At 64.6% G+C, this 24,182-nt stretch carries 20 protein-coding genes; 15 read left to right on the top strand and 5 right to left on the bottom strand.

All coding sequences use genetic code 11. The features are described 5' to 3' along the window. Positions 1-2: 2 nt before the first annotated feature. Complete coding sequence (locus G404_RS0100745) at positions 3-449, bottom strand: c-type cytochrome (RefSeq protein ID WP_036519835.1); 447 nt, start codon at positions 447-449, stop codon at positions 3-5. Between the two features lie 297 nt (positions 450-746). Here G404_RS0100745 and G404_RS0100740 point away from each other — a divergent pair, with 297 nt between their 5' ends. Next, on the top strand, positions 747-1,256 hold the full coding sequence (locus G404_RS0100740) for a Rid family hydrolase (RefSeq protein ID WP_028639380.1): 510 nt from the start codon (positions 747-749) through the stop codon (positions 1,254-1,256). A gap of 32 nt (positions 1,257-1,288) precedes the next feature. Here G404_RS0100740 and G404_RS0100735 read toward each other — a convergent pair whose 3' ends face one another. From G404_RS0100735 to G404_RS0100725, 3 genes are all read right to left on the bottom strand, one after another. Continuing rightward, positions 1,289-2,221, bottom strand: a complete 933-nt coding sequence (locus G404_RS0100735; protein WP_028639379.1) for a response regulator transcription factor — start codon at positions 2,219-2,221, stop codon at positions 1,289-1,291. A gap of 2 nt (positions 2,222-2,223) precedes the next feature. Then, positions 2,224-3,810 (bottom strand): ATP-binding response regulator, encoded by a 1,587-nt coding sequence (locus tag G404_RS17610; protein WP_084600911.1) that lies wholly within the window; start codon positions 3,808-3,810, stop codon positions 2,224-2,226. Positions 3,811-4,128: 318 nt separating this feature from the next. Beyond that, entirely contained in the window at positions 4,129-4,332 is a 204-nt protein-coding gene (locus G404_RS0100725; RefSeq protein WP_028639378.1) for a hypothetical protein, read from the bottom strand. Between the two features lie 241 nt (positions 4,333-4,573). Between G404_RS0100725 and G404_RS0100720 the strand changes: the two genes are divergently transcribed. From G404_RS0100720 to glgX, 7 genes are all read left to right on the top strand, one after another. Further along, positions 4,574-6,562: a TonB-dependent receptor gene (locus tag G404_RS0100720; RefSeq protein ID WP_028639377.1), complete on the top strand. Its 1,989-nt coding sequence runs from the start codon at positions 4,574-4,576 to the stop codon at positions 6,560-6,562. 228 nt (positions 6,563-6,790) lie between these two features. After that, positions 6,791-9,214: a glycogen/starch/alpha-glucan phosphorylase gene (locus G404_RS0100715; RefSeq protein ID WP_028639376.1), complete on the top strand. Its 2,424-nt coding sequence runs from the start codon at positions 6,791-6,793 to the stop codon at positions 9,212-9,214. 29 nt (positions 9,215-9,243) lie between these two features. Continuing rightward, positions 9,244-11,403, top strand: a complete 2,160-nt coding sequence (glgB, locus tag G404_RS0100710) for a 1,4-alpha-glucan branching protein GlgB (protein ID WP_028639375.1) — start codon at positions 9,244-9,246, stop codon at positions 11,401-11,403. 19 nt (positions 11,404-11,422) lie between these two features. Next, positions 11,423-12,694, top strand: a complete 1,272-nt coding sequence (gene glgC / locus G404_RS0100705; protein ID WP_028639374.1) for a glucose-1-phosphate adenylyltransferase — start codon at positions 11,423-11,425, stop codon at positions 12,692-12,694. Between the two features lie 34 nt (positions 12,695-12,728). After that, complete coding sequence (glgA, locus tag G404_RS0100700) at positions 12,729-14,177, top strand: glycogen synthase GlgA (RefSeq protein WP_028639373.1); 1,449 nt, start codon at positions 12,729-12,731, stop codon at positions 14,175-14,177. Then, positions 14,174-15,802, top strand: coding sequence for an alpha-D-glucose phosphate-specific phosphoglucomutase (locus G404_RS0100695; protein WP_028639372.1), 1,629 nt, complete (start codon positions 14,174-14,176; stop codon positions 15,800-15,802). Before glgA ends, G404_RS0100695 begins: the two co-directional genes overlap by 4 nt. Next, positions 15,799-17,592 carry a glycogen debranching protein GlgX gene (gene glgX / locus G404_RS0100690; RefSeq protein ID WP_028639371.1) on the top strand — a complete coding sequence of 598 codons (1,794 nt, stop codon included), beginning with the start codon at positions 15,799-15,801 and terminating at the stop codon, positions 17,590-17,592. The genes G404_RS0100695 and glgX overlap by 4 nt, the downstream gene beginning before the upstream one ends. Here glgX and G404_RS17605 read toward each other — a convergent pair. Further along, complete coding sequence (locus G404_RS17605) at positions 17,549-18,271, bottom strand: RBBP9/YdeN family alpha/beta hydrolase (RefSeq protein ID WP_245584325.1); 723 nt, start codon at positions 18,269-18,271, stop codon at positions 17,549-17,551. The genes glgX and G404_RS17605 overlap by 44 nt on opposite strands. A gap of 206 nt (positions 18,272-18,477) precedes the next feature. Between G404_RS17605 and G404_RS0100680 the strand changes: the two genes are divergently transcribed. The 7 genes from G404_RS0100680 to G404_RS0100650 all read left to right on the top strand — a co-directional run bounded on the left by G404_RS0100680 (position 18,478) and on the right by G404_RS0100650 (position 24,179). Further along, on the top strand, positions 18,478-19,266 hold the full coding sequence (locus G404_RS0100680; RefSeq protein ID WP_425411611.1) for a DUF2334 domain-containing protein: 789 nt from the start codon (positions 18,478-18,480) through the stop codon (positions 19,264-19,266). Then, complete coding sequence (locus tag G404_RS0100675) at positions 19,263-19,442, top strand: hypothetical protein (protein WP_028639369.1); 180 nt, start codon at positions 19,263-19,265, stop codon at positions 19,440-19,442. Before G404_RS0100680 ends, G404_RS0100675 begins: the two co-directional genes overlap by 4 nt. Continuing rightward, the gene (locus G404_RS0100670) at positions 19,442-20,362 is read left to right on the top strand and encodes a hypothetical protein (RefSeq protein ID WP_028639368.1); all 921 of its coding nucleotides are present in this window, start codon (positions 19,442-19,444) and stop codon (positions 20,360-20,362) included. The genes G404_RS0100675 and G404_RS0100670 overlap by 1 nt, the downstream gene beginning before the upstream one ends. Next, a complete protein-coding gene (locus G404_RS0100665) occupies positions 20,359-20,889 on the top strand; it encodes a DUF2141 domain-containing protein (RefSeq protein WP_036519827.1) in 531 nt (176 codons plus the stop codon). The genes G404_RS0100670 and G404_RS0100665 overlap by 4 nt, the downstream gene beginning before the upstream one ends. Continuing rightward, positions 20,886-22,058, top strand: a complete 1,173-nt coding sequence (locus G404_RS0100660; RefSeq protein ID WP_028639366.1) for a glycosyltransferase — start codon at positions 20,886-20,888, stop codon at positions 22,056-22,058. Before G404_RS0100665 ends, G404_RS0100660 begins: the two co-directional genes overlap by 4 nt. A 154-nt stretch (positions 22,059-22,212) precedes the next feature. Continuing rightward, positions 22,213-22,887 carry a murein L,D-transpeptidase catalytic domain family protein gene (locus G404_RS0100655; protein WP_028639365.1) on the top strand — a complete coding sequence of 225 codons (675 nt, stop codon included), beginning with the start codon at positions 22,213-22,215 and terminating at the stop codon, positions 22,885-22,887. A gap of 140 nt (positions 22,888-23,027) precedes the next feature. Continuing rightward, positions 23,028-24,179 carry an efflux RND transporter periplasmic adaptor subunit gene (locus tag G404_RS0100650; protein WP_245584324.1) on the top strand — a complete coding sequence of 384 codons (1,152 nt, stop codon included), beginning with the start codon at positions 23,028-23,030 and terminating at the stop codon, positions 24,177-24,179. Positions 24,180-24,182: the final 3 nt, after the last annotated feature.

Raw genomic sequence — 24,182 nt, 5'->3', positions numbered from 1 at the left:
GATCAGTGGCCGCAATTGCAATCGGGCACCGGGGGATTGGTCGAACCGATGCGATCGATGTCCGCCACTGTCACCGGGTCCTTGTAATCGTTGAAATGGCCGCGGACGTACGTGATCACTGCAGCGATCTGCTGCTTGGTCAGGATATCGGTAAACCACGGCATGCCGCCCCGCCCTTTCAGCAGCAGGATGATCGGGTAATCCTTGTTCTTCAGGTTTTTGTTGCCCGCCAGCGCAGGCACACGCGCGCCCGCCTCGCCCCCGCCCTTGGCATCGGGCATGTGGCAGGCGGCGCAGATCTGTTCGAACACGTCCTTGCCGCTGTCGGAAATGGCCGTGTCACTGCCGCCGGCCGCACCGTGATCCTGCGCATAGCCCGGATCGGACAGCGTGGCCGCCGCAACCAGAGCCGTGGCCGCCAATGCCACGAAGCCGCCTTTCAGTTTCATCACCGCTTTGACCGTTCCTGTTCGAAGGTTCGGGTCAAGACAATCAGGACCCGTCGTATGCAGTGAAAGCCGCATGACCCTGCCTGTCAAGATTACCTGAGGACACCCCTGCTGCATGGTTCGCATGCTTGCCCATACGCTGTTCAGCGTAACAGCAATCGGCGTGGCTTGTGCTTTGCCCCGCGGCGACGGCAAACGCGCATGCCGCATGCGCGATTGCGCAGCCGGGGCAATGGCGTTTGGGCGTTTTCGCCTTACAGTGCCCGAACGGCGCAACAGCAAAGAGAAGGATGAACCATGTCTGCAAAGTCCCTGATCCGCACCCTGGCCACGACAGCCGTGACCGGCGCGCTGCTGTGCGCCGCACCCGCAATGGCGCAAGTGGTCAAGTACCCGAACCCCGGCTTCGGGTTGATTCTTCAAGGTGCCGAGGTCAAGGCCGGCACCGATCTGTTCTATCTGTCGGGCCAGCTTGCCTCGCCGATTGATCCCAAAAAGACCATGGCCACCTCGTTTGACGACCTGGGCGATACCAAGACGCAGACGATCAGCACGCTGACCAAGATCAAGGCGATCCTGGAAAGCAAGGGCTACACGATGGCCGACCTGGTCAAGCTGACGCTGTTTGTCGCGGCCGACCCCAAGACCGGCAAGATGGATTTCGCCGGCGCCAACGAAGGTTTCAAGCAGTTCTTCAACACCACCGACAATCCGACCACGGTCGCACGTTCGGCGTTTCAGGTGGCAGCACTTGCCGGACCCTATTATCTGATCGAAATCGAAGCGATCGCTGCCAAGAAGAAGTGATCGGCCGCATCCTCCCCGGCAACGGGGAGGATTCAGGTCTCTGCCGAACGGATCGCGATGGCCGCAGCCGCTGCGCGGGTTTCCACGCCCAGCTTTTCGTAGATCCGCTCCAGATGTTTCTGCACGGTGCGCGGCGAGATCGCCAGCACTTCGCTGATATCGGCATTCGATTTGCCATAGCTGATCCACAGCAAAACCTCGGCCTCGCGTTCGGTCAGTCCCAGACGCGTCTGCAACTTGGCCGCATCGCCTTCGGGATCGAACTGGTTGAGCCGGATCAGCACTTCGTTTTCGCGGTACTGCGCAATCAGCACGAGTTCGAGCGCATAGTCGCCGGCATCTTCGCGCCAGTCGATGCGCAAGGTGGTGCCGGGCGTATCACGCCGTTGCAACAGGCGTTCGATGGTTTGGCGCACCGGGTCGGGCAACTGACCGCTTTGGCTGTTCCAGCCCGGCTGAAGACGCGCGATCACGCTTTCGGCCAGCGGTGAACACCACAGGAAACGCCCGGCCAGATCGGTGGCCAGCATCATCCGGCCGGTTGCATCCAGTCCGATCGTGCTGACCTGCACCGCACGCGCATGGCCCAGATGCACCCGCACCCGCGCCAGCAATTCGTGCACGTTGACCGGTTTGCGCACATAATCGACCCCGCCGACCTCGAACCCCTCGATCACGTGTTCGCTTTCGGTCAGGCCGGTCATGAAGATCACCGGCACATGCCGCGTGGCCGGATTGGCCTTGATCCGTGCGGTCGCCTCAAACCCGTCCATACCGGGCATGACCGCATCCATCAGCACCAGATCGGGCACGATATGCCCCATCAGATCCAGCGCGCCCTGCCCCGATGTCGCCACCAGCACTGAAATGCCGCTGCTTTCCAGCGTATCGGTCAGCATGCGCAGCGATTCCGGCTGATCATCGACCACCAGCACCGAATCGCGGTGAAAAGGGACATCGTTCATGGTCAGGCCTTTTCCAGTATTCGGGCGAGCCCTGAAAGATCGAAACGATCGAGGCAGCCATAAAGCCTGGCCACAAGCGCATGATCGGCCCCGACCGACGATTCGAGCGCGCGAATTTCCGCCTCGATCCCGCGCACATGGCCAATCTGCACCCGTTCGCGCAGGCGATCGATGTGAACCCGCGCCGTTTCGGGCAAGTCTGCGGGCTGGGTCGCGGGCGTGTCGGCCGCGACAGGCTCTGCCGGCGGCGGGTCGGTCGCAAACGTCCAGGTCAGATCGAGCAGATCGCCGATCGTGTCGGCCAGCGTGTCGATATCGACCGGCTTGACCAGAAACCGGTCGTGCGCGGCGTTGTCGGTGGCGCCGGCGGGGCCGTGGCGTTCGTGCGCATTGGCCGACAGCATGACAATGCGCATGGCATTTCCGCCCAGTTTGCGCAGCGCCGCTGCGGTTTCCCAGCCGGTCCAGCCGGGCATGGCAATATCGAGCAGCGCCAGGTCGAACTGGCGCGCGCGCGCCATTGCCAGCGCGGTTTCACCATCGGGCGCGGCCACCACGTCAAACCCCAGATCACCCAGCACCTGCCGCACAAATGCCAGCTGGCGCGGATCGTCGTCGGCCGCCAGCACCGAACGCTGCGGCCCGACATAGCCGGTGGCAATCCGGCGCGGTGCCCCCGGTGCCTCGCCCGGCCCATCGCGGTGCCCGACCACCTGCCCCAGCATGACGCGCACGCGAAAGCACGATCCTTTGCCCGGCGTGCTTTCCAGTTCCAGTTCGCCCCCCAGGATCTGGATGATCGCGCGGGTAATCGGCAGACCCAGCCCGATGCCCCCGCCGCGTTCGCCTTCAACACCGCGGTCAAACGGGGCAAAGATCCGTTCGTGCGCCTCGGGCGGGATTCCCGGCCCTGTGTCGCGCACTTCGAACACCGCGATTTGCGACGCATAGCGCACCGCCAGCACCACTTCGCCCGATTGCGTATACTTGATGGCATTGGCGATCAGGTTGATCAGCGCCTGGCGCAGGCGTTTCTGATCGGTACGGACATAATCGGGCAGATGGCCGGCAATTTCGGTGCGAAAGGCCAGCCCTTTGGCCGCCGCCGCCGGGCGAAACATGCGATCGACCTGGTCGATGAACGCGGGCAGCCGCACGGTATCGGTCGACACCCGCGTCACGCCGTTTTCGACAAGCGAGATGTCAAGCAGGCCTTCGACCAGGTCGGTCAGATGTTCGGCGCTGCGCCGGATCACGCGGGCCGCTTCGACCGTGTCGATATTGGCGCCGCGTTCAAGCAATTGCGCATAGCCGTAGATCGCATTCAACGGCGACCGGATTTCGTGGCTGACATTGGCAAGATAACGGCTCTTGGCCACATTTGCCGCCTCTGCCGCATCGCGTTCGCGTTGCAGCAGGTCATAACCCGCCGAAGGTTGTGGCAAGGGCGGCGCAGCGGGGGGCAAGGCCATGCGGCCGCGGCGGACCAGCGCCAGTGCCGAACCGATCAGCCCGGCACCCACCAATGCCAGCCCCAGACCTGTGCCTGTGCGATGTGCGGGTTCGGTCGCGGATCGGTCGCGGTTCATCGCCGGGATGCCCCTGGCAAACCGGGCCTGCAGCTATTCCGTAGTGGTGCGTGGCCATGTCCGGCCGCACACCCGGTACTGGACTGATGCATGGTTTTCTGTCTGACCCCGCGCAACCACGGGCCGGATCTGCACCACCCGCGCGATTGCAGTGTTTGTTTGCACTGCAAACTGTCGCGCTTCAACCCTTATCGGCACCGGGGCGATCAGCGTGTGCGCCCGCAACATGACACGGCCCCGCCGCCCGCCGCTCTGCGTCGATTGCCCTGTCGATCGTCATCTTGCGTGACACGTCGCCCGATATTCCGACCCGGCAGGTCAGATCACCGCGTCGCGCTGCAGGCGCTGCAACAGGCGCTGGGCAACCGAATGACGGATCGCCTTGCCTTCGCGCAGCTTTACCCAGGTGTTGAGCCCGATGCCAAAATGACTTTGGATGACTTCAGGCTTTTGGCAGTGGATGATCGAGCGCATTTTGGCGACAACCATAGGCTCTACATGGATCAGTTTTTGAATGCGCATGGTCCCTCATCTCGGTCAGTTGCCCGACAAGATTATGACGCATTGCAATATGAGCTATACGCATTTTGACCCATGCCGGATCGCATGATTAACGGTTAAAACGGCGGACTTGCGCCGGATCGCGCAGATACGGGGCGTCGCTTTTGCGGTCTTTGTGCACCATTGACGCAGGGTGACTTGCCACCTGCCAAGGGCTAGGGCGTGCGTGACCGCGCTTTCGTCTATGGAAATGCCCTGAACCATGCCCGCCTTTCTGCTTTTTGCCGCCGCTGCCCTGCCCGCAGCGGCTCCGGATCAGCCCGCCGATGCTGCACCGATCGTGGTGACCGGCCAACCCCTGCGCGATCTGCCCACCGCGTCGGCCTATGATGTGTCGACGATCGATCGGGCGCGGATCGATCAGGTGCCATCGGGGCGGATCGAGGATGCGCTGGGCGATGTGGCGGGGTTGCAGCTGTTTCGCCGCTCGGACAGCCGGTCGGCCAACCCGTCGGCAGACGGGTTTACCTTGCGTGCGCTGGGCGGCAATGCCGCCAGCCGCACGCTGGTGCTGACAGACGGCGTGCCGCAGGCCGATCCGTTTTTTGGTTCGATACCGCTGACTGCGCTCAATCCGGGCGATATCGGCACGATCCGCGTGATCCACGGCGGCGGCAGCGGCGCATTCGGCGCAGGCGCGGTGGCCGGAACGATCGACATGACCAGCGCCGGGCCCGACGAGCGCGGCTTGGCCGACGGCACAGCCATGGTTGACGATCGCGGCGACACCAGCGTGACTGCCGGAATCGCGCCGCGCCTGGGCAACGGCTTTGCGGTGGTGTCGGGCCAGTGGGATCGCGGCCCCGGGTTCTGGACCACACCCCTCGGCCAACGCGTCAGCGCCAGCGCCAGGGCGCGCTACGAAAGCTGGTCGCTGGCCACGCGCGCGGTTGCACAACTGGCGCCCGATGTGGAACTGCAGGGGCGCATTGCCGCCTTTGGCGATGCGCAGACCTTGCGCTTTGCAGGGGCCAATACCGGGATCAGCGGCGAAGATGCCTCGCTGCGCCTGATCGGGCGCGGGGCGTGGCAATTTGACGCGCTGGTCTATGGCCAGTTGCGCAATTTCAACAGCCTGACGCTCAGTTCCAGCACCTATCTGCCGGTCGACAACCAGCGCGACACGCCATCGAGCGGCGTGGGGGGCAAGATCGAGGTGCGCCCGCCCGTGGGCCATGGCCAGGCGCTGCGGCTGGGCGTCGATGCCCGCGAGGTGACCGGGTATGAGGACGAGGATCTCTATACCCGCGGCGCGCTTGCCAGCCATCGCCGCGAAGGCGGCACCAACGACGACATCGGGCTTTATGGCGAACACGCCGCAACGCTTGGCCCGGTCCAATTGACCGCCGGGGCCCGCGCCGACCGCTGGGTGATCCGCGGCGGCGAAATCGCCACGACGGCGCTGTCCGGCGCCACACTGACCGACACTGCCTATCCGACACGTGCGGGCTGGACCGGGTCGTTCCGCGCGGGCGCGCTGGTGCGGGCCGCAGCGACCATAGACCTGCGCGCATCGGCCTATAGCGGCATGCGCCAGCCCACGCTCAACGAACTCTATCGCGCGTTCACCGTGTTTCCGGTGACCACGCAGGCCAACCCCGCGCTGACCAACGAAACGCTGCGCGGGATCGAGGCCGGATTTGACTGGCATCCGGCCAGGGCGTTCAAACTGTCGTTGACCGCGTTTGACAACAAAGTCGACAACGCGATTGCCAACATCACGCTGACCCCGACCACCCAGATCCGGCAAAACGTGCCCGCGATCCATGCCAATGGCACCGAAGCTGCGGCAGATGCGCATTGGCATACCCTGGCGTTCAGCGGATCGCTGGCCTGGACAATCGCCCGGATGGAAGCCCCCGGCCAGGCCTATGACGGACTGCGTCCGCCGCAGACGCCGCGCCTGTCGGCCAGCGCCAATCTGACCTGGACACCGCGGTCGGGAACCACGCTGGGCGTAACCGTTCGGCATGTCGGCGTGGCGTTCGAGGACAGCCTGGCAACCGCCGCCCTGCCCGCCGCCACGACGCTTGGCGCGTTTGCCACAGCGCCGATCGCCGGACCGTTCAGTGCGGTGCTGCGCGGCGAAAATCTGACCAATGTCACGGTGGTTACACGCAATTCGGGTGGAACGGTCGACATCGGGCCGCCGCGCACGGTGTGGGCGGGGGTGCGGGTGGCGCTGCGCTGACGGTCATACGAATGTGCGATACGAATGCATTGTTGCAACCGATTGTCACGGTGATACCTGTCGCTGCGGGCAAAGGGCAAGCGGCGCGCACGCGTCCGCGGCCGTTGTCGCCCGGACGCCATGAACGATGACACGGATTGCCGCATAGATGCCATGAACACCCGTCGCGCCAGTGGCCGCCATGTGCACCACCGGCCGGCCCAGTTTGCACCCAGGAGCAGTCGTTCGATGAGCCTTGATATCCCGATGAGCCCCGGCTCGAAAGCTGCTGAAATCGATGTGCATATTGTCGATGTGCTGCGCCACCGGGTGGGCAAGGACGAACGCGCGGCCAAGCCGCACGATTGGTATACCGCCACGGTCTATACGCTGCGCGATGCGATCATCGACGTGTGGATGGAATCCACGCGCGAAACGTACGACACCGGGGCCAAGCGGGTCTATTACCTCAGCCTGGAATTCCTGATCGGGCGCCTGTTGCGCGACGCGCTGACCAATCTGGGCCTGACCCGGGAAATGGAAAAGGCCTTGCGCGAACACGGCTTCGACCTGGCCGCGATCGAAGATCTGGAACCTGATGCCGCCTTGGGCAACGGCGGACTTGGACGGCTGGCCGCGTGTTTCATGGAAAGCCTGGCCAGCCTCGGCATCCCTGCCTACGGCTATGGCATTCGCTACAAGAACGGCATGTTCCGCCAGCGCATCGACGATGGCTGGCAGGTCGAATTGCCCGAAACCTGGCTGAGCCACGGCAACCCGTGGGAATTTCCCCGGCGTGAAAGCGCCTATCGCGTGGGTTTTGGCGGCGAAGTGGTCGATCGCGGCGAAGCAGTTGAATGGCAGCCCGCCGAACAGGTGGAAGCCAGCGCCTATGACACCCCGGTGGTCGGCTGGCGCGGGGCCTGCGTCAACACGCTGCGGCTGTGGACCGCGCGCGCGCTCGATCCGATCCGGCTCGATGCGTTCAACGCAGGCGATCATGTCGGCGCGCTGGTCGAGGAAACGCGTGCCGAATCGCTGGTGCGCGTGCTGTACCCCGCCGACAACACCCCCGCAGGCCAGGAATTGCGCCTGCGCCAGGAGTTTTTCTTCACCTCGGCCTCGATCCAGGACATCGTGCGCCGCCATGTCCAGTTTCATGGCGATGTGCGCAGCCTGCCCGACAAGGCCGCGATCCAGCTCAACGACACGCACCCTTCGGTGGCGGTGGCCGAACTGATGCGTCTGCTGGTAGATGTGCACGGCCTGGAATTCAACGAAGCCTGGGATCTGACGCGCAAGACGATTGGCTATACCAATCACACCCTCCTGCCCGAAGCGCTCGAATCCTGGCCGCTGCCGCTGTTCGAACGGCTGCTGCCGCGGCACATGCAGATCATCTATGCCATCAACAGCCGGGTCTTGCGCGAAGCGCGCCGCGCCGGATTGGGCGATGACCAGATCGCCGCCATCAGCCTGATTGACGAACATGGCGAACGCCGCGTGCGCATGGCCAACCTGGCCTTTGTCGGCGCGCACAGCGTCAATGGCGTGGCTGCACTGCACACCGAACTGATGAAAAGCACGGTGTTTGCCGATCTGCACGCGCTGTACCCGACGCGCATCAACAACAAGACCAATGGCGTAACCCCGCGCCGCTGGCTTTTGAAATGCAATCCGGGCCTGGTCAGCGTGATCCGCGATGCAATCGGCGATGCATTCCTTGACGACGCGCTGAAGCTGACCGATCTCAACGCGTTTGCCACCGACGCCGCACTTGGCGAACGCATCGCCGAAGTCAAACGCGCAAACAAAGTCGCGCTGGCCACCCAGATCAAGCAATTGACCGGGGTGCGGGTCGATCCCGACGCGCTGTTCGATGTGCACATCAAGCGCATCCACGAATACAAGCGGCAATTGCTCAACCTGATCGAGACGGTCGCACTGTATGACCAGATCCGCAGCCATCCCGAACGCGACTGGGTACCCAGGGTCAAGATTTTTGGCGGCAAGGCTGCGCCAAGCTATCACAATGCCAAGCTGATCATCAAACTGGCCAACGACATCGCGCGCCGCATCAATTCCGACCCGTCGGTCGGCGGGCTGCTGAAAGTCGTGTTCGTACCCAATTACAATGTGTCGCTGGCCGAACGCCTGATCCCTGCGGCCGATCTGTCGGAACAGATCTCGACCGCGGGGATGGAGGCTTCGGGCACCGGCAACATGAAATTCGCGCTGAACGGCGCGCTGACGATCGGCACGCTCGATGGCGCCAATATCGAGATCAAGGACCATGTCGGCGATGACAATATCGCGATCTTTGGCCTGACCGCCGACGAAGTCGCGCAAAAGCGCGCCAATGGCTATAACCCGCGCGAAGTGATCGAGGGGTCGCGCGAATTGCGCCAGGCGATCGAAGCGATCGCCAGCGGGGTGTTCAGCCCCGACGATCCGGGCCGTTATGCCGGGCTGATGGGCGGATTGTACGACAGCGACTGGTTCATGGTGGCGGCCGATTTCGACGCTTATCATGCCGCCCAGCGCGCCATCGACACCCGCTGGACCGATCAGACCGCGTGGCGGGTCAGCGCGATCCGCAACATTGCCAATGTCGGATGGTTTTCATCCGATCGCACCATCCGCGAATATGCCAAAGACATCTGGGGGGTCTAGGGTACCGGAAGGGAGAGGAAACCAACGCCATGCAACCGCCACCGTCCGCCATCGCAGCCCTGTTCGAAGGGAGCCACGCCGATCCGTTTTCGGTGTTGGGCCTTCACCAGGGGCCGGGCGGCGGTTTTGCCCGCGCGATCCTGCCGGGCGCCACCACGGCAGAGGCGTTCAGCCTGGCCGGGACGGCACTGGGCACGTTGCACCAGATCGACCCGCGCGGCCTGTTCGAAGGCGCGATCGCAGCACAGCGCCAACCTTTGCGGTATCGCTGCACCCATGACGGGCACGAATGGTGGATCACCGATCCCTATTCGTTCGGACCGGTGCTGGGGCCGACCGACGATTTCCTGATCGGCGAAGGCACCCACTTCCGTCTGTTTGACAAGATGGGCGCGCATGTCATTGATCATGAAGGGGCAACGGGCGTTCACTTTGCGGTCTGGGCACCCAATGCCCAGCGCGTTTCAGTGGTTGGCGATTTCAACGATTGGGATGGTCGACGCCACCCGATGCGCCGCAGGGCAGACACCGGCATCTGGGAAATCTTTCTTCCCGACATCGGTCTGGGCCGCGCCTACAAATACCGGATTACCGGACCTGATGGCACGGTTCAGCCGCTGAAAGCCGATCCGTTTGCCTTTGCTTCGGAACTGCGCCCCGCCACCGCCTCGATCGTGGCACAGCCGGGCAAGCCCGAATGGGGCGATGCCGGTCACCGCGCGCATTGGGCGCAAGTCGATGCACGGCGCCAGCCGATTTCGATCTACGAAGTGCATCCGGGCTCGTGGCGCCGCCCGCCAGACCGCGAATTTCCGACCTGGGATGAACTGGCTGACCAATTGATCGCCTATGTCGTCGATCTGGGTTTTACCCATATCGAATTCATGCCGGTCAGCGAACATCCTTATGACCCGAGCTGGGGCTATCAGACGACCGGGCTCTATGCCCCTACCGCGCGGTTTGGCGGGCCCGATGGCTTTGCGCGGTTTGTCGACGGGGCGCATCGCGCCGGGATCGGCGTGCTGATCGACTGGGTGCCTGCGCATTTCCCCACCGATGCCCATGGCCTGGCCCGGTTCGATGGCACCAGCCTGTATGAACATGCCGACCCGCGCCAGGGTTTCCACCCCGACTGGAACACCGCGATCTACAATTTCGGGCGGCGCGAGGTGGAATCGTTCCTGATCAACAACGCGCTGTTCTGGGCCGAGGTCTACCATGTCGATGGCTTGCGCGTCGATGCGGTCGCCTCGATGCTGTATCGCGACTATTCGCGCAAAGCCGGCGAATGGATTCCCAACGCCGACGGCGGCCGCGAAAACTGGGAAGCGGTGCATTTCCTGCAAGGCATGAACCGCGCGGTCTATGGCCGGCAGGACGGCGTGATGACGATTGCCGAAGAAAGCACGTCATGGCCGGGTGTGTGCCGGCCGGCGCATGAAAACGGGCTGGGCTTCGGGTTCAAATGGAACATGGGCTTCATGCACGACACGCTGCAATACATGGCGCGCGATGCGGTGCACCGGCGCTATCACCACGACGAGATCACGTTTGGCCTGGTCTATGCGTTTGCCGAAAACTTTGTCCTGCCGCTGAGCCATGACGAAGTGGTCCACGGCAAGGGATCGCTGCTGAACAAGATGAGCGGCGACGAATGGCAGAAATTTGCCAATCTGCGCGCCTATTATGGCCTGATGTGGGGCTATCCGGGCAAAAAGCTGCTGTTCATGGGGCAGGAATTTGCGCAATCGCGCGAATGGAGCGAAGCGCGCGAGCTCGATTGGGGCCTGCTGGCCCACGCCCCGCACGCGGGCATGCAGGCCTGGGTGCGCGATCTGAACCATGCCTATCGCCGGCTGCCTGCGCTGCATGCGCGCGATTGCGAGGGCGAAGGGTTTGCATGGCTGGTGGTCGACGATGCCGCGGCCAGCGTGTTTGCCTGGCTGCGCAAGGCGCCGGGCGCCAACCCGGTGGCGGTGATCAGCAATTTTACCCCAGTGGTCCACGGCCATTACCGCCTGCCGCTGCCGCACGACGGCGTATGGCACGAAGTGCTGAACAGCGATGCGGCGCACTACGGCGGATCTGGCCAGGGCAACATGGGCGCGATCACGGCGCACGACGGCGCGGCACTGGTGGTGCTGCCGCCGCTGGCGACACTGATGTTCGAATATGCCGGAAAGGCATGAGAGAGAGGGAGGCGAGGCAATGAGGGACAGGACGCAAGGACAACCGCTGGCGCGTGATGCCATGGCCTATGTGCTGGCCGGTGGCCGCGGCAGCCGGCTGAAAGAATTGACCGACAACCGCGCCAAGCCTGCCGTTTATTTCGGTGGTGTCAGCCGGATCATCGATTTTGCCCTGTCCAACGCGTTGAATTCGGGCATCCGTCGCATCGGCGTCGCCACCCAGTACAAGGCGCATTCGCTGATCCGCCACATGAACCGGGCGTGGAATTTCATGCGCCCCGAACGCAACGAAAGCTTTGACATCCTGCCCGCATCGCAGCGCGTGTCGGAACAGATGTGGTATGAAGGCACCGCCGACGCGGTGTTCCAGAACATCGACATCATCGAAAGCCATGCGCCCAAATACATGGTCATCCTGGCAGGCGATCACATCTACAAGATGGATTACGAACTGATGCTGCAACAGCACGTCAATTCGGGTGCGGATGTGACGATCGGCTGCCTGGTGGTAAAGCAGGCCGAGGCAACCGGTTTTGGCGTGATGGCGGTCGATACCGAAAGCCGGATCACCGCCTTTGTCGAGAAGCCCGCCGATCCGCCGACCATCCCGGGCGATCCCGAACACAGCCTGGCATCGATGGGCATCTATGTGTTCGAAACCCGGTTCCTGTTCGAACAGCTGCGCCGCGATGCGATCACCCCGGGATCGAGCCGCGATTTCGGCAACGACATCATCCCGTATATCGTAATGCACGGCAAAGCGGTGGCGCACAAATTCACCGACAGCTGCATCCGCGCGGCCGACGAGATCGAGGAATACTGGCGCGATGTGGGCACGCTGGACGCCTATTTCGAAGCCAATCTCGATCTGACCGACACCGTGCCCAAGCTCAACATGTATGACCGTGACTGGCCGATCTGGACCGACCAGGTCGTTGCCGCCCCGGCCAAGTTCGTCCACGACCTGGAAGGACGGCGCGGCATGGCCATATCCTCGTTGATCAGCCAGGACTGCATCGTGTCGGGCGCGATCGCCCGGCGCAGCCTGTTGTTCACCGGGGTCAAGATGGGATCGTGGTCATCGGTCGAAGAAGGCGTGATCCTGCCCTATTGCAACATCGGGCGCGGCGCGCAGCTGAAACGGGTGATCCTTGATTCAGGCGTGCGCATCCCCGAAGGCCTGATCGTCGGGCAGGACCCGGAACTGGATGCCAAACGGTTCCGCCGCACCGAAAACGGCGTATGCCTGATTACAAAGGCGATGATTCAAAAGCTTGCCGCCGAAAGTTGATGCAAAGTGTTGCAAGTGCAAGGGGCCTGACAGCATGACGATCACAGTGTTGTCGATCGCGTCCGAAGCCGTGCCGCTGATCAAGACCGGGGGCCTGGCCGATGTCGTGGGCGCCTTGCCGCAAGCCGTGGCGCAACACGATGTGGCCATGACCACGCTGCTGCCCGGGTACCGCGCGGTCATGGCCGGGCTGACCAAATCCAGGGCGGTGCATACCTGGCCACAGCTGTTGGGCGAACCCGCGCGGCTGATCTCGGGAACCATCGGCGGGCATCCGCTGCTGGTGGTCGACGCTCCCACCCTGTTCCTGCGCGACGGCGGCCCTTATGGCGATGCCACCGGGCGCGACTGGGCCGACAATGGTCTGCGTTTTGCCGCCTTTGCCCGTGCCGCCGCCGATATCGCCAGCGGCGCCGTGCGCGGGCATGCCTTCGACATTGCCCATGCGCATGACTGGCAGGCCGGGCTGACCGGCGCATTCCTGCGCTATGCCCCTGTCGGCAAGGCCCCGCCTTCGGTCATGACCATTCACAACATGGCATTTCAGGGCCATTTCCCGCGCGCGCTGTTTGCCACGCTGGGCCTGCCCGATGCGGCATGGTCGATCGACGGCGTCGAATATCACGGCGGTGTCGGTTTTCTGAAGGCCGGCCTCGAAGCAGCCGGGGCGATCACCACGGTCAGCCCGACCTATGCGCGCGAAATCCGCACCCCCGAATTCGGCATGGGGCTGGATGGGCTGATCCGTGCGCGCCAGGGCCAGGTGCATGGCATCGTCAACGGCATCGACACCCACGACTGGGATCCGGCAACCGATCCTCACCTGCCGGCCATGTTCAGCGCGCGCACGCTGGGCCGCCGCGCGCTGAACCGCGCCGCGCTCGGGGCGGAATTCGGTCTGGAACCCGGACACGGCCCGCTGTTTGTGGTGATCAGCCGACTGACCTGGCAAAAGGGCATGGACGTCCTGCTTGACGTGATCGACCATCTGGTGGCCAGCGGCGCGCGGCTGGCCGTGCTGGGGTCCGGCGACAAGGCGCTGGAGGCCGGATTTGCCGCCGCCGCGGTGCGCCATCCAGGCAAAATCGGTGTGCGCATCGGCTATGACGAGGCGCTGTCCCACCGCATGCAGGGCGGTGGCGATGCAATCCTGGTGCCCAGCCGCTTCGAACCGTGCGGGCTAACGCAGTTGTATGGCCTGGCCTATGGCTGCGTGCCGGTGGTGGCGCGCACCGGGGGGCTGGCCGACACGGTGATTGATGCCAATCTGGCCGCGCGCAATGCCGGCGTTGCCACGGGCGTCCAGTTCAATGCCGTTACGCCTGATGCCCTGTCCGAAGCGATCGATCGCACCGTGGCGCTGCATCGCCAGCCGCCGGTGTGGCAGGCCATCCAGCGCGCGGGGATGAAAGCCGATTTTTCCTGGGGTCGCAGCGGCAAGGCCTATGCCGACCTCTATGCGTCGCTTCTGGAGGTCCGATGATCATCACCGTTCCCACCACGCCGTTCGCCGGGCAAAAGCCCGGCACCTCGGGCCTGCGCAAAAAGGTCAAAGTGTTCGCGCAGCCCGGTTACGCCGAAAATTTCATCCAGTCGGTGTTCGACGTGGTGGAACGCGGCACAGGCGCCACGCTGGTGATCGGCGGCGACGGGCGCTACCACAACCGCACGGTGATCCAGACGGCAATCCGGATGGCAGCCGCCAATGGCTATGCGCGCGTGCTTGTCGGCCGGGGTGGTATCCTGTCGACCCCGGCCGCCAGCCACGTTATCCGCAAATATCGCGCAAGCGGCGGCCTGGTGCTTTCGGCCAGCCACAACCCCGGTGGCCCCGACGAGGATTTCGGGATCAAGTACAACATCGCCAACGGCGGACCCGCGCCCGAAGGCGTGACCGAGGCGATTTACGCGCGCACCACCTCGATCGATCGCTGGCTGACGGTCGACGCCGGCGATGTCGATCTCGACAGCCTGGGCGAAACCACAGTGGGCGGCCTGACCGTCAGCGTGATCGACCCGGTGGCCGACTATGCCGACCTGATGGAAACGCTGTTCGATTTTGCCGCAATCCGCACCGTGGTGGCCGAAGGCCTGACGATGTCGTTTGACGCCATGCACGCAGTGACCGGGCCTTATGCGCATGAAATTCTGGAACGCCGTTTGGGGTTTCGCCCCGGCACCGTGAAAAACGGCGTGCCGCTCGAAGATTTCGGCGGGCATCACCCCGATCCCAACATGGTCCATGCCAAAGTGCTGTTCGATACGATGTTTGCGCCCGATGCGCCGGTGATCGGCGCGGCCAGCGATGGCGATGGCGATCGCAACCTGATCGTCGGGCGCGGACGGTTCATCACCCCGTCGGACAGTCTGGCGATGCTGGCGGCCAATGCGCACCTTGCGCCGGGCTATGCCGCGGGCCTGAAAGGCATCGCCCGGTCGATGCCGACAAGCGCCGCCGCCGACCGCGTGGCCGAACGGCTGGGCATTCCCGCGTACGAGACCCCGACCGGCTGGAAATTCTTCGGCAATCTGCTCGATGCCGGGATGGCGACACTCTGCGGTGAAGAAAGCGCCGGCACCGGATCGGACCATGTCCGCGAAAAGGACGGGCTGTGGGCGGTGCTGTTGTGGCTCAATATCCTCGCGGTGCGGCGGATCAGCGTCGATGCGCTGGCCCGCGAACATTGGGCAACCTATGGCCGCAACTATTACGCGCGGCATGATTACGAGGCGCTTGCGAACGCTGGCGCCGATGCGCTGATCGCCGAACTGACCGCCAGCCTGCCCGCATTGCCGGGCAAGGCATTCGGCCCCTTGACGGTGGCTGCGGCCGACAGTTTTTCCTACGACGATCCGGTCGATCAGTCGACCAGCGCCAACCAGGGGTTGCGCGTGCTGTTCGAAGGGGGATCGCGTATCGTGTTCCGCCTGTCGGGCACCGGTACCGAAGGGGCGACGTTGCGGGTCTATCTCGAACGCTATGAACCCGCGTCGGGCGATCTTGACCGCGAAACCGCAGACATGCTGGCCGATCTGGTCGCCGCAGCCGAAGGCCTGGCAGGCATTGTCCGGCACACCGGCCGCACGCAGCCCAGCGTGATCACATGACGGCATGCGCGGGACCGGGATCGACCCGGTTCCTGGTACGCAGCCCCCGCGCCACCGCCGTGTGGCTGTGCCTGTTTGACGACACGGGCGAAAGCCGCGTGGCGATGACACGCGATGGCGATGACTGGACTGTCGTGCTACCGGGCGACTTTGCAGGCGCGCGCTATGGCTTTCGCGCAGACGGAGCGTGGGACCCGGCTGGCGGGCAGTGGTTCGATCCCGCCAAGCTGCTGGTCGATCCGCACGCGATCGAACTCGACCGCCCGTTCGGGCAGGCCCCGGCGCTGGCACAATTCGGCGTGGATACCGCGCATCTGGTGCCGCGTGCGGTGGTGCCCGGTGCCCTGCCCGTCGTGCCCCCTGCCCCACCCGTGTTCATCCCCGGCGGGCTGATCTACGAGGTCAATGTGCGCGGGCTGACCCTGCGCCATCCCGACGTGCCCGAACCGCAGCGCGGCACGGTGGCGGCGCTGGCGCATCCGGCCGTGATCGCGCACCTACACAAGCTGGGTGTGGGTGCGGTCGAACTGATGCCGATCGTCGCGTGGATCGATGAACGCCACCTGCCGCCATTGGGCCTGAGCAACGCCTGGGGGTACAACCCGGTGGTACCGATGGCGCTCGATCCGCGGCTGTGCCCTGGCGGGGTGGCCGAACTGGCGGCTACGGTGGCGGCGTTGCGCGCCGCCGGGATCGGGGTGATCCTCGATCTGGTGTTCAACCACACCGGCGAAAGTGATGCGCACGGCGGGGTTCTGGCGTTGCGCGGGCTGGACAATGCCGCCTATGCCCATGCCGGCGACGGCACGCTGATCAACGACACCGGGTGCGGCAACACGCTCGACTTTGCCAACCCCGCGCTGCGTTCGCTGGTGCTGGATGCGTTGCGCCATTTCGTGCGGCATGCCGGGGTCGACGGGTTTCGTTTCGATCTGGCGACGATCCTGGCGCGCGGCCCCGGGTTTGACGCCGACGCGCCGATTTTTGCCGAAATCGCCGCCGATCCGCTGCTGTGCGACCGCATCCTGATTGCCGAACCGTGGGATATCGGGCCGGGCGGCTACCAACTGGGGCGGTTTCCTGAAGCGTGGCTGGAATGGAACGATCGCTGGCGCGACGATGTGCGACGGTTCTGGCGCGGCGATGCCGGGATCGGCCTGCTGGCGACGCGTATTGCCGGATCGGCAGACGTGTTCGGCCAGGGCCCCTGCCGTTCGGTCAATTTCCTGGCGGCGCATGACGGGTTCACGCTGGCCGACACGCTGGCCTATGACGCGCGCCACAACCACGCCAATGGCGAAGACAATCGCGATGGCCATGGCGAGAATTTCAGCTGGAACAACGGCGCAGAAGGGCCAAGCGATGACCCGGCGATCGGCGCGCGGCGCGATTGCTTGGCCCGCGCGATGCTGGCCACGCTGTTTGCGTCTGTCGGCACGATCATGCTGACCGCGGGCGATGAATTCGGCCGCAGCCAGGCCGGCAACAACAACGCCTATGCGCAGGACAACGCCTTGACCTGGATCGACTGGGCAACGCGCGATGTTGCGTTGGAAGACCATGTCGCGCGGTTGTCCGCGTGGCGCGCCCGCCACCATCCCGCGCGCGTGCAGTTTCCCGAGGACGGCCAGTGGCTGACACTATCAGGCCAGGCGATGACCGCGCCGGACTGGCACAATCGCGAAGCCTTTGTCTGGACAGCGCCCGACGGCGCGGGATTTATCGTTGACCGTGGCGCAACGCGGGTCAGCCTGGTGATGCCCACGGAAACACCGACACCGGCGGAGTGATCGGCACCGGGTCGGACCGCGCCGGCACGGCCGCAGGGGCCAGCTGACGCAGAAGATCGAGCCCGAATGACCATTCGCCGATGCCCGATCGTGCATTGACATGCCCGATCGCGCCGGCATCGACACATTGCGCGCCCCAGGCCCGTGCGATCCGTCGCACCTGTCCGGGCGTGGCATAAGGATCATCGCGGCTGGATACCACGATTGCAGGAAACGGCAGGATCGTGGTCGGCAGCGGGGCAAACCGGGTAAACCGGCGGTCCACCGGATTTTCGTCCACATCGGGCGGTGCAACCAGCAACGCACCGACCACGTTCGACAGTTCGGCTGCGCGCACCGTGGCGTTGAACGCCGCCTCGTATTCGGCCCACCAGGTTACGACATGGCAACCCAGCGAATGCGCCACCAATACCACCGGCCGTTCGGCGCGACCGATTGCCAGCGCCAGCTTGCCCACCCAGGTGTTGCGATGCGGATCATCCCACAGCCCGAGATCGACCCGGCGCGCACGCGGCAGCTGCTGTTCCCATATCGTCTGCCAATGCCCGGCCCCACTGTTGTGCAGCCCCGGAATGATCAGGACATCGGGCGCATCGTCCGTATGCGGGTGGCCGGGCACTTCGACGCGGTTCGGGCTGGTCATGGCAATGCCTTTCATCAGGAAAAGCGCAAAGTTCACCTTCCGCAAGGCGGGCCGCGAACCTGTGGCAACGACTCGGGGGCAAGGCCCGCACCACCTGAACAGGGTATCTCAACTTTTGCAGTAGACAAGCGCGATGCGATGGATGGGCCTGGCACCAAGCCAGCCCGAGCGGTGCCCCCGGCTCACGATTTTCATTGCAAAGTGGGATGCGTTGCGACAGTCCCCCGACCGGACCGCCGACGATGAACGCACCCCTTCCTTCCCCCACCGGACGCATGCCGCGCGCGCAGGCTTCGACGCGCCGTCTGCTGGTGTCGATCCACGATGTCTCGCCGCGTTCCGAAGGCGCCATCGATGCGCTGGCCGAACGGCTGGAACGTCGGCTCGGCCATGCCAATTTCGCCATGCTGGTCATCCCCGATCACTGGCGCGAGGCGCCGATTGCGGGCAATGCTGCATTTCACGCCCGGCTGCGCCAATGGGCCGGGCAAGGCATCGAAATGTTCCTGCACGGCTGGTGCCATCGCGACGAAACCCCTGCCACGCGCGGGCTTGCCGGCATCAAGGGCAAGCATATGACCGCAGGCGAAGGTGAATTCCTTAATCTGACCCGCGATGCCGCAGCCGCCCGCATGCGCGATGGCAAGGCCCTGCTGGAAGATATCCTGGGTCAGCCGGTTGCGGGGTTTATCGCCCCGGCCTGGCTTTATGGGCCCGGCGCGCTGGCCGCATTGGACGACCTGGGGTTTGCCCTGGCCGAAGATCACATGAAAGTGTGGTCGCCGCTGTCGGGCAAAGTGCTGGCGCGCGGACCGGTGGTGACCTGGGCCAACCGCAGCCCGGGCCGCATCCGGTCGTCGCTGTGGTTTGCAGGACTGGCGCGCCGCGCGCTGCCGGTGATGCCCACGCTGCGCGTGGCGGTGCACCCGGGCGACGTGACCGTGCCCGACCTGCTGGCATCGATCGATGCCACGCTGGCGCGCTTTGCCGACACGCATGCGCCATCGCGTTATGCCGGATTGCTGGCATGAGCGCGGTCCCGGATGCAGTTCTTGTGCAAGGCGACTGGACCAGCGCCTCCAAGCTGCCTAAACGCCTTGGCGTGAACGACCTTTTTCCCACCCAGCACGTTTGCGGCGCAATTGCCCTGGCCGGCGGCGCAGGCCTTGGCGGCGCATGTGTCGCCATGGCGCAGGACAAGTGTTGATGAACGAGCCAGCCCCCGCCGATTCGATGCCGGCTGCGGTGCCCCGGTCGAACCCGGTTTCGACCTGGCGCAGGCTGAGCGGCTTTGTCGGCCCGGCGATATCGGCCGGCATTCTTGCCGGAGCGCTGTGGCAGATCCGCGCGCTTGACTGGCACAAGCTGCTGACCATTTTTCAGGCAACGCCGTGGATCTGGCTGGTGCTGGCGATCAATTACCTCAGCGGGCCATTTGGCGACTGGGTGATCTTCCGCAAACTGTGGAAGATCCCGGTTGAAGGCATCTTCCCGCTGGTCAAGAAGATGATCGGCAACCAGATCCTGCTCAGCTATGTCGGCGAAGTCTATTTTTATGACTGGGCACGCCGCCATGTCAAAATGGAGGGATCGCCGTTCGGCGCGGTAAAGGATGTGGCAATTCTGTCGGCCATGGCCGGCTATGCCATGACCCTGATCATGCTGGCGGTGGCGTGGCCCTATTTCAACCACTATGCCTTTGGCTTCAACCAGCGCGAACTTTACGGTTCGATCTTCGTGATGCTGGTGATCGGGTTGGCGATCACGATTTTCCGCAATCGTCTGCTCAGCCTGCCACGCAACGATCTGATCTTTGTGCTCGTGGTGCATATGATCCGCCTGGTCACCAACACCGTGCTGACCGCCGTGTTGTGGAGCATGATGTTGCCGGCTGTGCCGCTGTCGTCTTGGTTGATGCTGTCGACCGGACGTCTGCTGGTCACCCGTCTGCCGCTGATCCCCAACCAGGAAATTGCCTTTGCCGGGGCTTTGGCGCTGTTGGGCGGATCGGCCAATCAGACCAACAACATGATCACGGTTATCGCCTTGTTCATCACCGCGATCCATATCGTGGTCTATATCGCAATGTTGCTGCTCGACCTGGCGCAAAGGGAACGCAACGCATGATCCGTCCGCTGCTGCTGGCAGCTGTCCTGCCGCTGCTGACCGCGGCCTTTATCCCGTCAAGCCCCTCGCTCGGGACGGCAGACGCGCAGTGCCGTCCTGGCGAAACCGGCCCCGCGCTGATGATCGAGGTGGTCGGGCTGAAAGACCACGTGGGCAAGCTGAAGGTCGAGGTTTATCCCGGCGTCGACGGTGACTGGCTGCAGGACGACAACAAGCTGGTGATGGCCGGAAAGACCTTTCGCCGGATCGAAGGGCCGGTACCGGGCGAAGCCGTGCCCCATATCTGCGTGCGCCTGCCTGGCCCCGGACGCGTCGGGGTGATGGTTCTGCACGATCGCGATTCCAACCACCATTTCAATTACCAGCGCGACGGCATCGGATTTTCGCGCAACCCGCATCTGGGCCTGTCGCAGCCGAGCGCCAGCAGTGTGGCCATCACGGTCGGACCGGGGGTGACGCCGGTGCGCGTGGTGATGAATTATCGCACCGGTATCCTGTCGTTCGGACCGCTGGCGGGGGTCCAGTGAAGCTCGTCGATGTCTGTGCCTTTTACGCGCCCAAGGGCGGCGGGGTGCGGACTTATATCGATCGCAAGCTGAAGGCCGGGGCTGCGCTGGGCCACGAAGTCGTGGTCATTGCGCCAGGCGTGCGCGACGAGGTTGAGGAACGCGGACCTGGCGCACGCATCGTCTGGCTGAAATCCACGGTGTTCCCGCTCGATTTCAATTACCGCTATTTCAGCGACGTGCCGGCTCTTTATGCCGCGCTCGATCGCGAACAGCCCGACTTTGTCGAGGCATCGTCGCCGTGGCGCAGCGCCAGTATCATTGCCGAGTGGCCGGGCAAGGCGCCGCGCGCGCTGATCATGCACGCCGATCCCTTGTCGGCCTATGCCTATCGCTGGTTCGATCCGCTGGCGACGCGTGACACCATCAACGGACTGTTCGACCGGTACTGGCGCCATCTGCTGCGTCTGGACAGCGTCTACGACATGATCGTCTCGGCCAGCCCCAGCCTGACCGAGCGATTGACCGCAGGCGGCCTGAAGCGCGTGGTGACCAATCCCATGGGGGTCGATCCCGGGGTGTTTGCGCCGCATCTGCGCGATGCCGATCTGCGCAAAGGGCTGCTCGAACTGTGTGAACTGCCCGAAACCGCCACGCTGCTGATCGGGGTGGGACGGTTTTCGCCCGAAAAACGCTGGCCCATGCTGATCGATGCGGTGACCGTGGCGGGCCATCGGCACGAAGTCGGGCTGGTGCTGGTCGGCCAGGGGCGCGATTTGAAAAACATCGAACGGCGCATCGGCGGCAACCCGCACGTGCGCATTCTGGCACCGATCAACGGGCGCGCAGAGCTGGCCCGCGTCATGGCCAGCGCCGATGCTCTGCTCCACGGTTGCGAGGCAGAAACCTTCTGCATGGTTGCAGCCGAAGCACGCGCCAGCGGATTGCCGCTGATCACGCCCGACGAAGGCGGCGCCGCCGACCAGGCGCGCGCCTCTGGCGGGTGGATCTACCGCTCTGGCGATCCGGCCGCCGCGGCTGATGCGATCGCGCAGTATTGCCTGGGTCGCGAAACCGGGGTGGCAGGGCCTGGCACCGACGTGCCCGATCCGCGCACGATGGATGATCATTTCCGAGAACTGTTCGCGATGTACGAAGCCCTGATAGCGCCCAGTGCGCAGGCCGCCTGATCACCACAATTCAACGCCTTGCAGCGTCGACTGCACGTTTCATCGCAAGGGTGGCGGTCCGGTCTGGCACAGGCGCGCTACGTGATGGTACGGGCCCGGCTCAACGCTGGCGCGAATGGGTGCCGGCCATACGATCACCACGGGGTCAGCCACGATGATATCCGGCAGACGCGGGTTTCTGGGCGCCATCGCCGGAACCGCAGCCTCCGCCTTGTTGCCGCGCGGCGCATTTGCCGCGATCCTGCCCGGAGCGACCGACTGGTCGCCGATCAACCGCGTCCTGCCCCCGGAAACCACGCTGACCGATCCTGCCGCGGGCGATCGTGCCCCCGACCTGCTGTCGCGTGCGCTGGCTGCGCGCGATGCCCATGCGGCGCGCATCACCGACCCGGGCGTGATCGGGCTGGTCGATTTTTCCGCGCCTTCGCGTTCGGCCCGGCTGCATATTGTCGATCTGGTCGGCGGACGCGTCGTGTCGAGCCATCTTGTGGCGCACGGGCGCGGGTCGGACCCTGAAAATCTGGGCTGGGCCCAGCGCTTTTCCAACCGGTTGGGCTCCGAAGCGTCGTGCAACGGCAGCTTCGTGATCGGAGACACCTATTTTGGCCATCATGGCCGATCGCGCCGGTTGATCGGGCTCGATCCCGAAAATGACCAGGCCGAAGTGCGCGGCATCGTGATCCACGCCGCCAGCTACGTCGATCATGCTTTTGTCAATTCTTATGGCCGCATCGGGCGCAGCCAGGGCTGTTTCGCAGTGGGGTTGAACGAGATCGCCACGGTGCTCGATCATCTGGGGCCAGGCCGGCTGCTGTTCGCCGCGCGCTGAGGCGGGTCTGTCTTGCGTGGGCAAGGCTGTTGCACACATTGGAACAAGAAAGCACTGGCACCGCGCGTCTTCGGTGACTATCGATCCGCGCGTACGCCCCGGGGGGCCGGGCCCCCTGTTTTTTTTCCGAAAGCCTGACTTTGCGCCGCTCGATCCTTTTTGCACGCGCGATCCACCCGCTGACGGTGGGCATCGCCGCGGCACTTCTGGCCGGATGCACCAGCCAGCCTGCACCACCTCCGCCGCCGCCGGTGGTGGGCGTGATCACCGCACAGACCCGCGCGGTGCCGCTGATGACCGAATTGACCGGCCGCACGCAGGCTTCGGAAGTGGCCGAAGTGCGCCCGCAAGTGACGGGCATCGTCACCCAGCGCCTGCTTGCCGAAGGCAGCCAGGTGCAAAAGGGACAGGCGCTGTACCAGATCGATGCCCGCCCCTTTGCCGCCATCGCGCAACAGGCGCGCGCGGCGTTGGCCAATGCCGAGGCAGTGGTCGATGCCAATCGTCTGAAGGCCGAACGCTATCGCACGCTGGCCAGCGGCGGCGGGATCAGCAAACAGGATGCGGCCGATGCCGACGCCGCCTATGCCCAGTCGCGCGCACAGGTGGCCGCAGCCCGCGCCACACTGGACGCGGCACGGATCAACCTGGATTTCACGCGGATCACCGCCCCGATCAGCGGCCGGATCGGCCAGTCGACCATTACGCGCGGCGCGCTGGTGACCGCCGGACAGACCAACGCCCTGGCCAAGATCCAGCGGCTTGACCCGATCTGGATCAACATCCAGCAATCGAGCGCCGATTTCATCGCGCTGCGCCACGCGCTGCAAGCCGGCACGCTGGCCAGCACCGGATCCGCCCCGGTGCGCATCGTGCTGTCCGATGGCAGCCGCTGGCCCAGCCCGGGCCAGCTCGATTTTGCCGATATCGACGTCAACGAAGCGACCGGAACGGTTACCCTGCGCGTCACCGTGCCCAATCCCCGCGGCGATCTGTTGCCCGGCCTGTTCGTCAAGGCGCAACTGGCGCAAGGCCTGGTGCATGACGGCATCCTGGTGCCGCAGGCCGCGGTCACGCGCGACCAGCGCGGCAATCCGCTGGTGCTAGTGGTGGGCCGGGGCGACGTGATCGAGCCGCGCACGGTCACCACCGCCGCCACGTTCGGCGCCAACTGGCTGGTCACCGCCGGGCTGAAACAGGGCGATCGCATCGTGGTCGAAGGTCAATTGACCGCACGCCCCGGTACCCATGTCAAAGTGGTGCCCGCCAGCGCCGCTGCCATCGGCGGATAACCG

The sequence above is a fragment of the Novosphingobium acidiphilum DSM 19966 genome (assembly GCF_000429005.1).
Taxonomy (GTDB): domain Bacteria; phylum Pseudomonadota; class Alphaproteobacteria; order Sphingomonadales; family Sphingomonadaceae; genus Novosphingobium; species Novosphingobium acidiphilum.
This window is presented reverse-complemented; position numbering and strand designations above follow the sequence as displayed.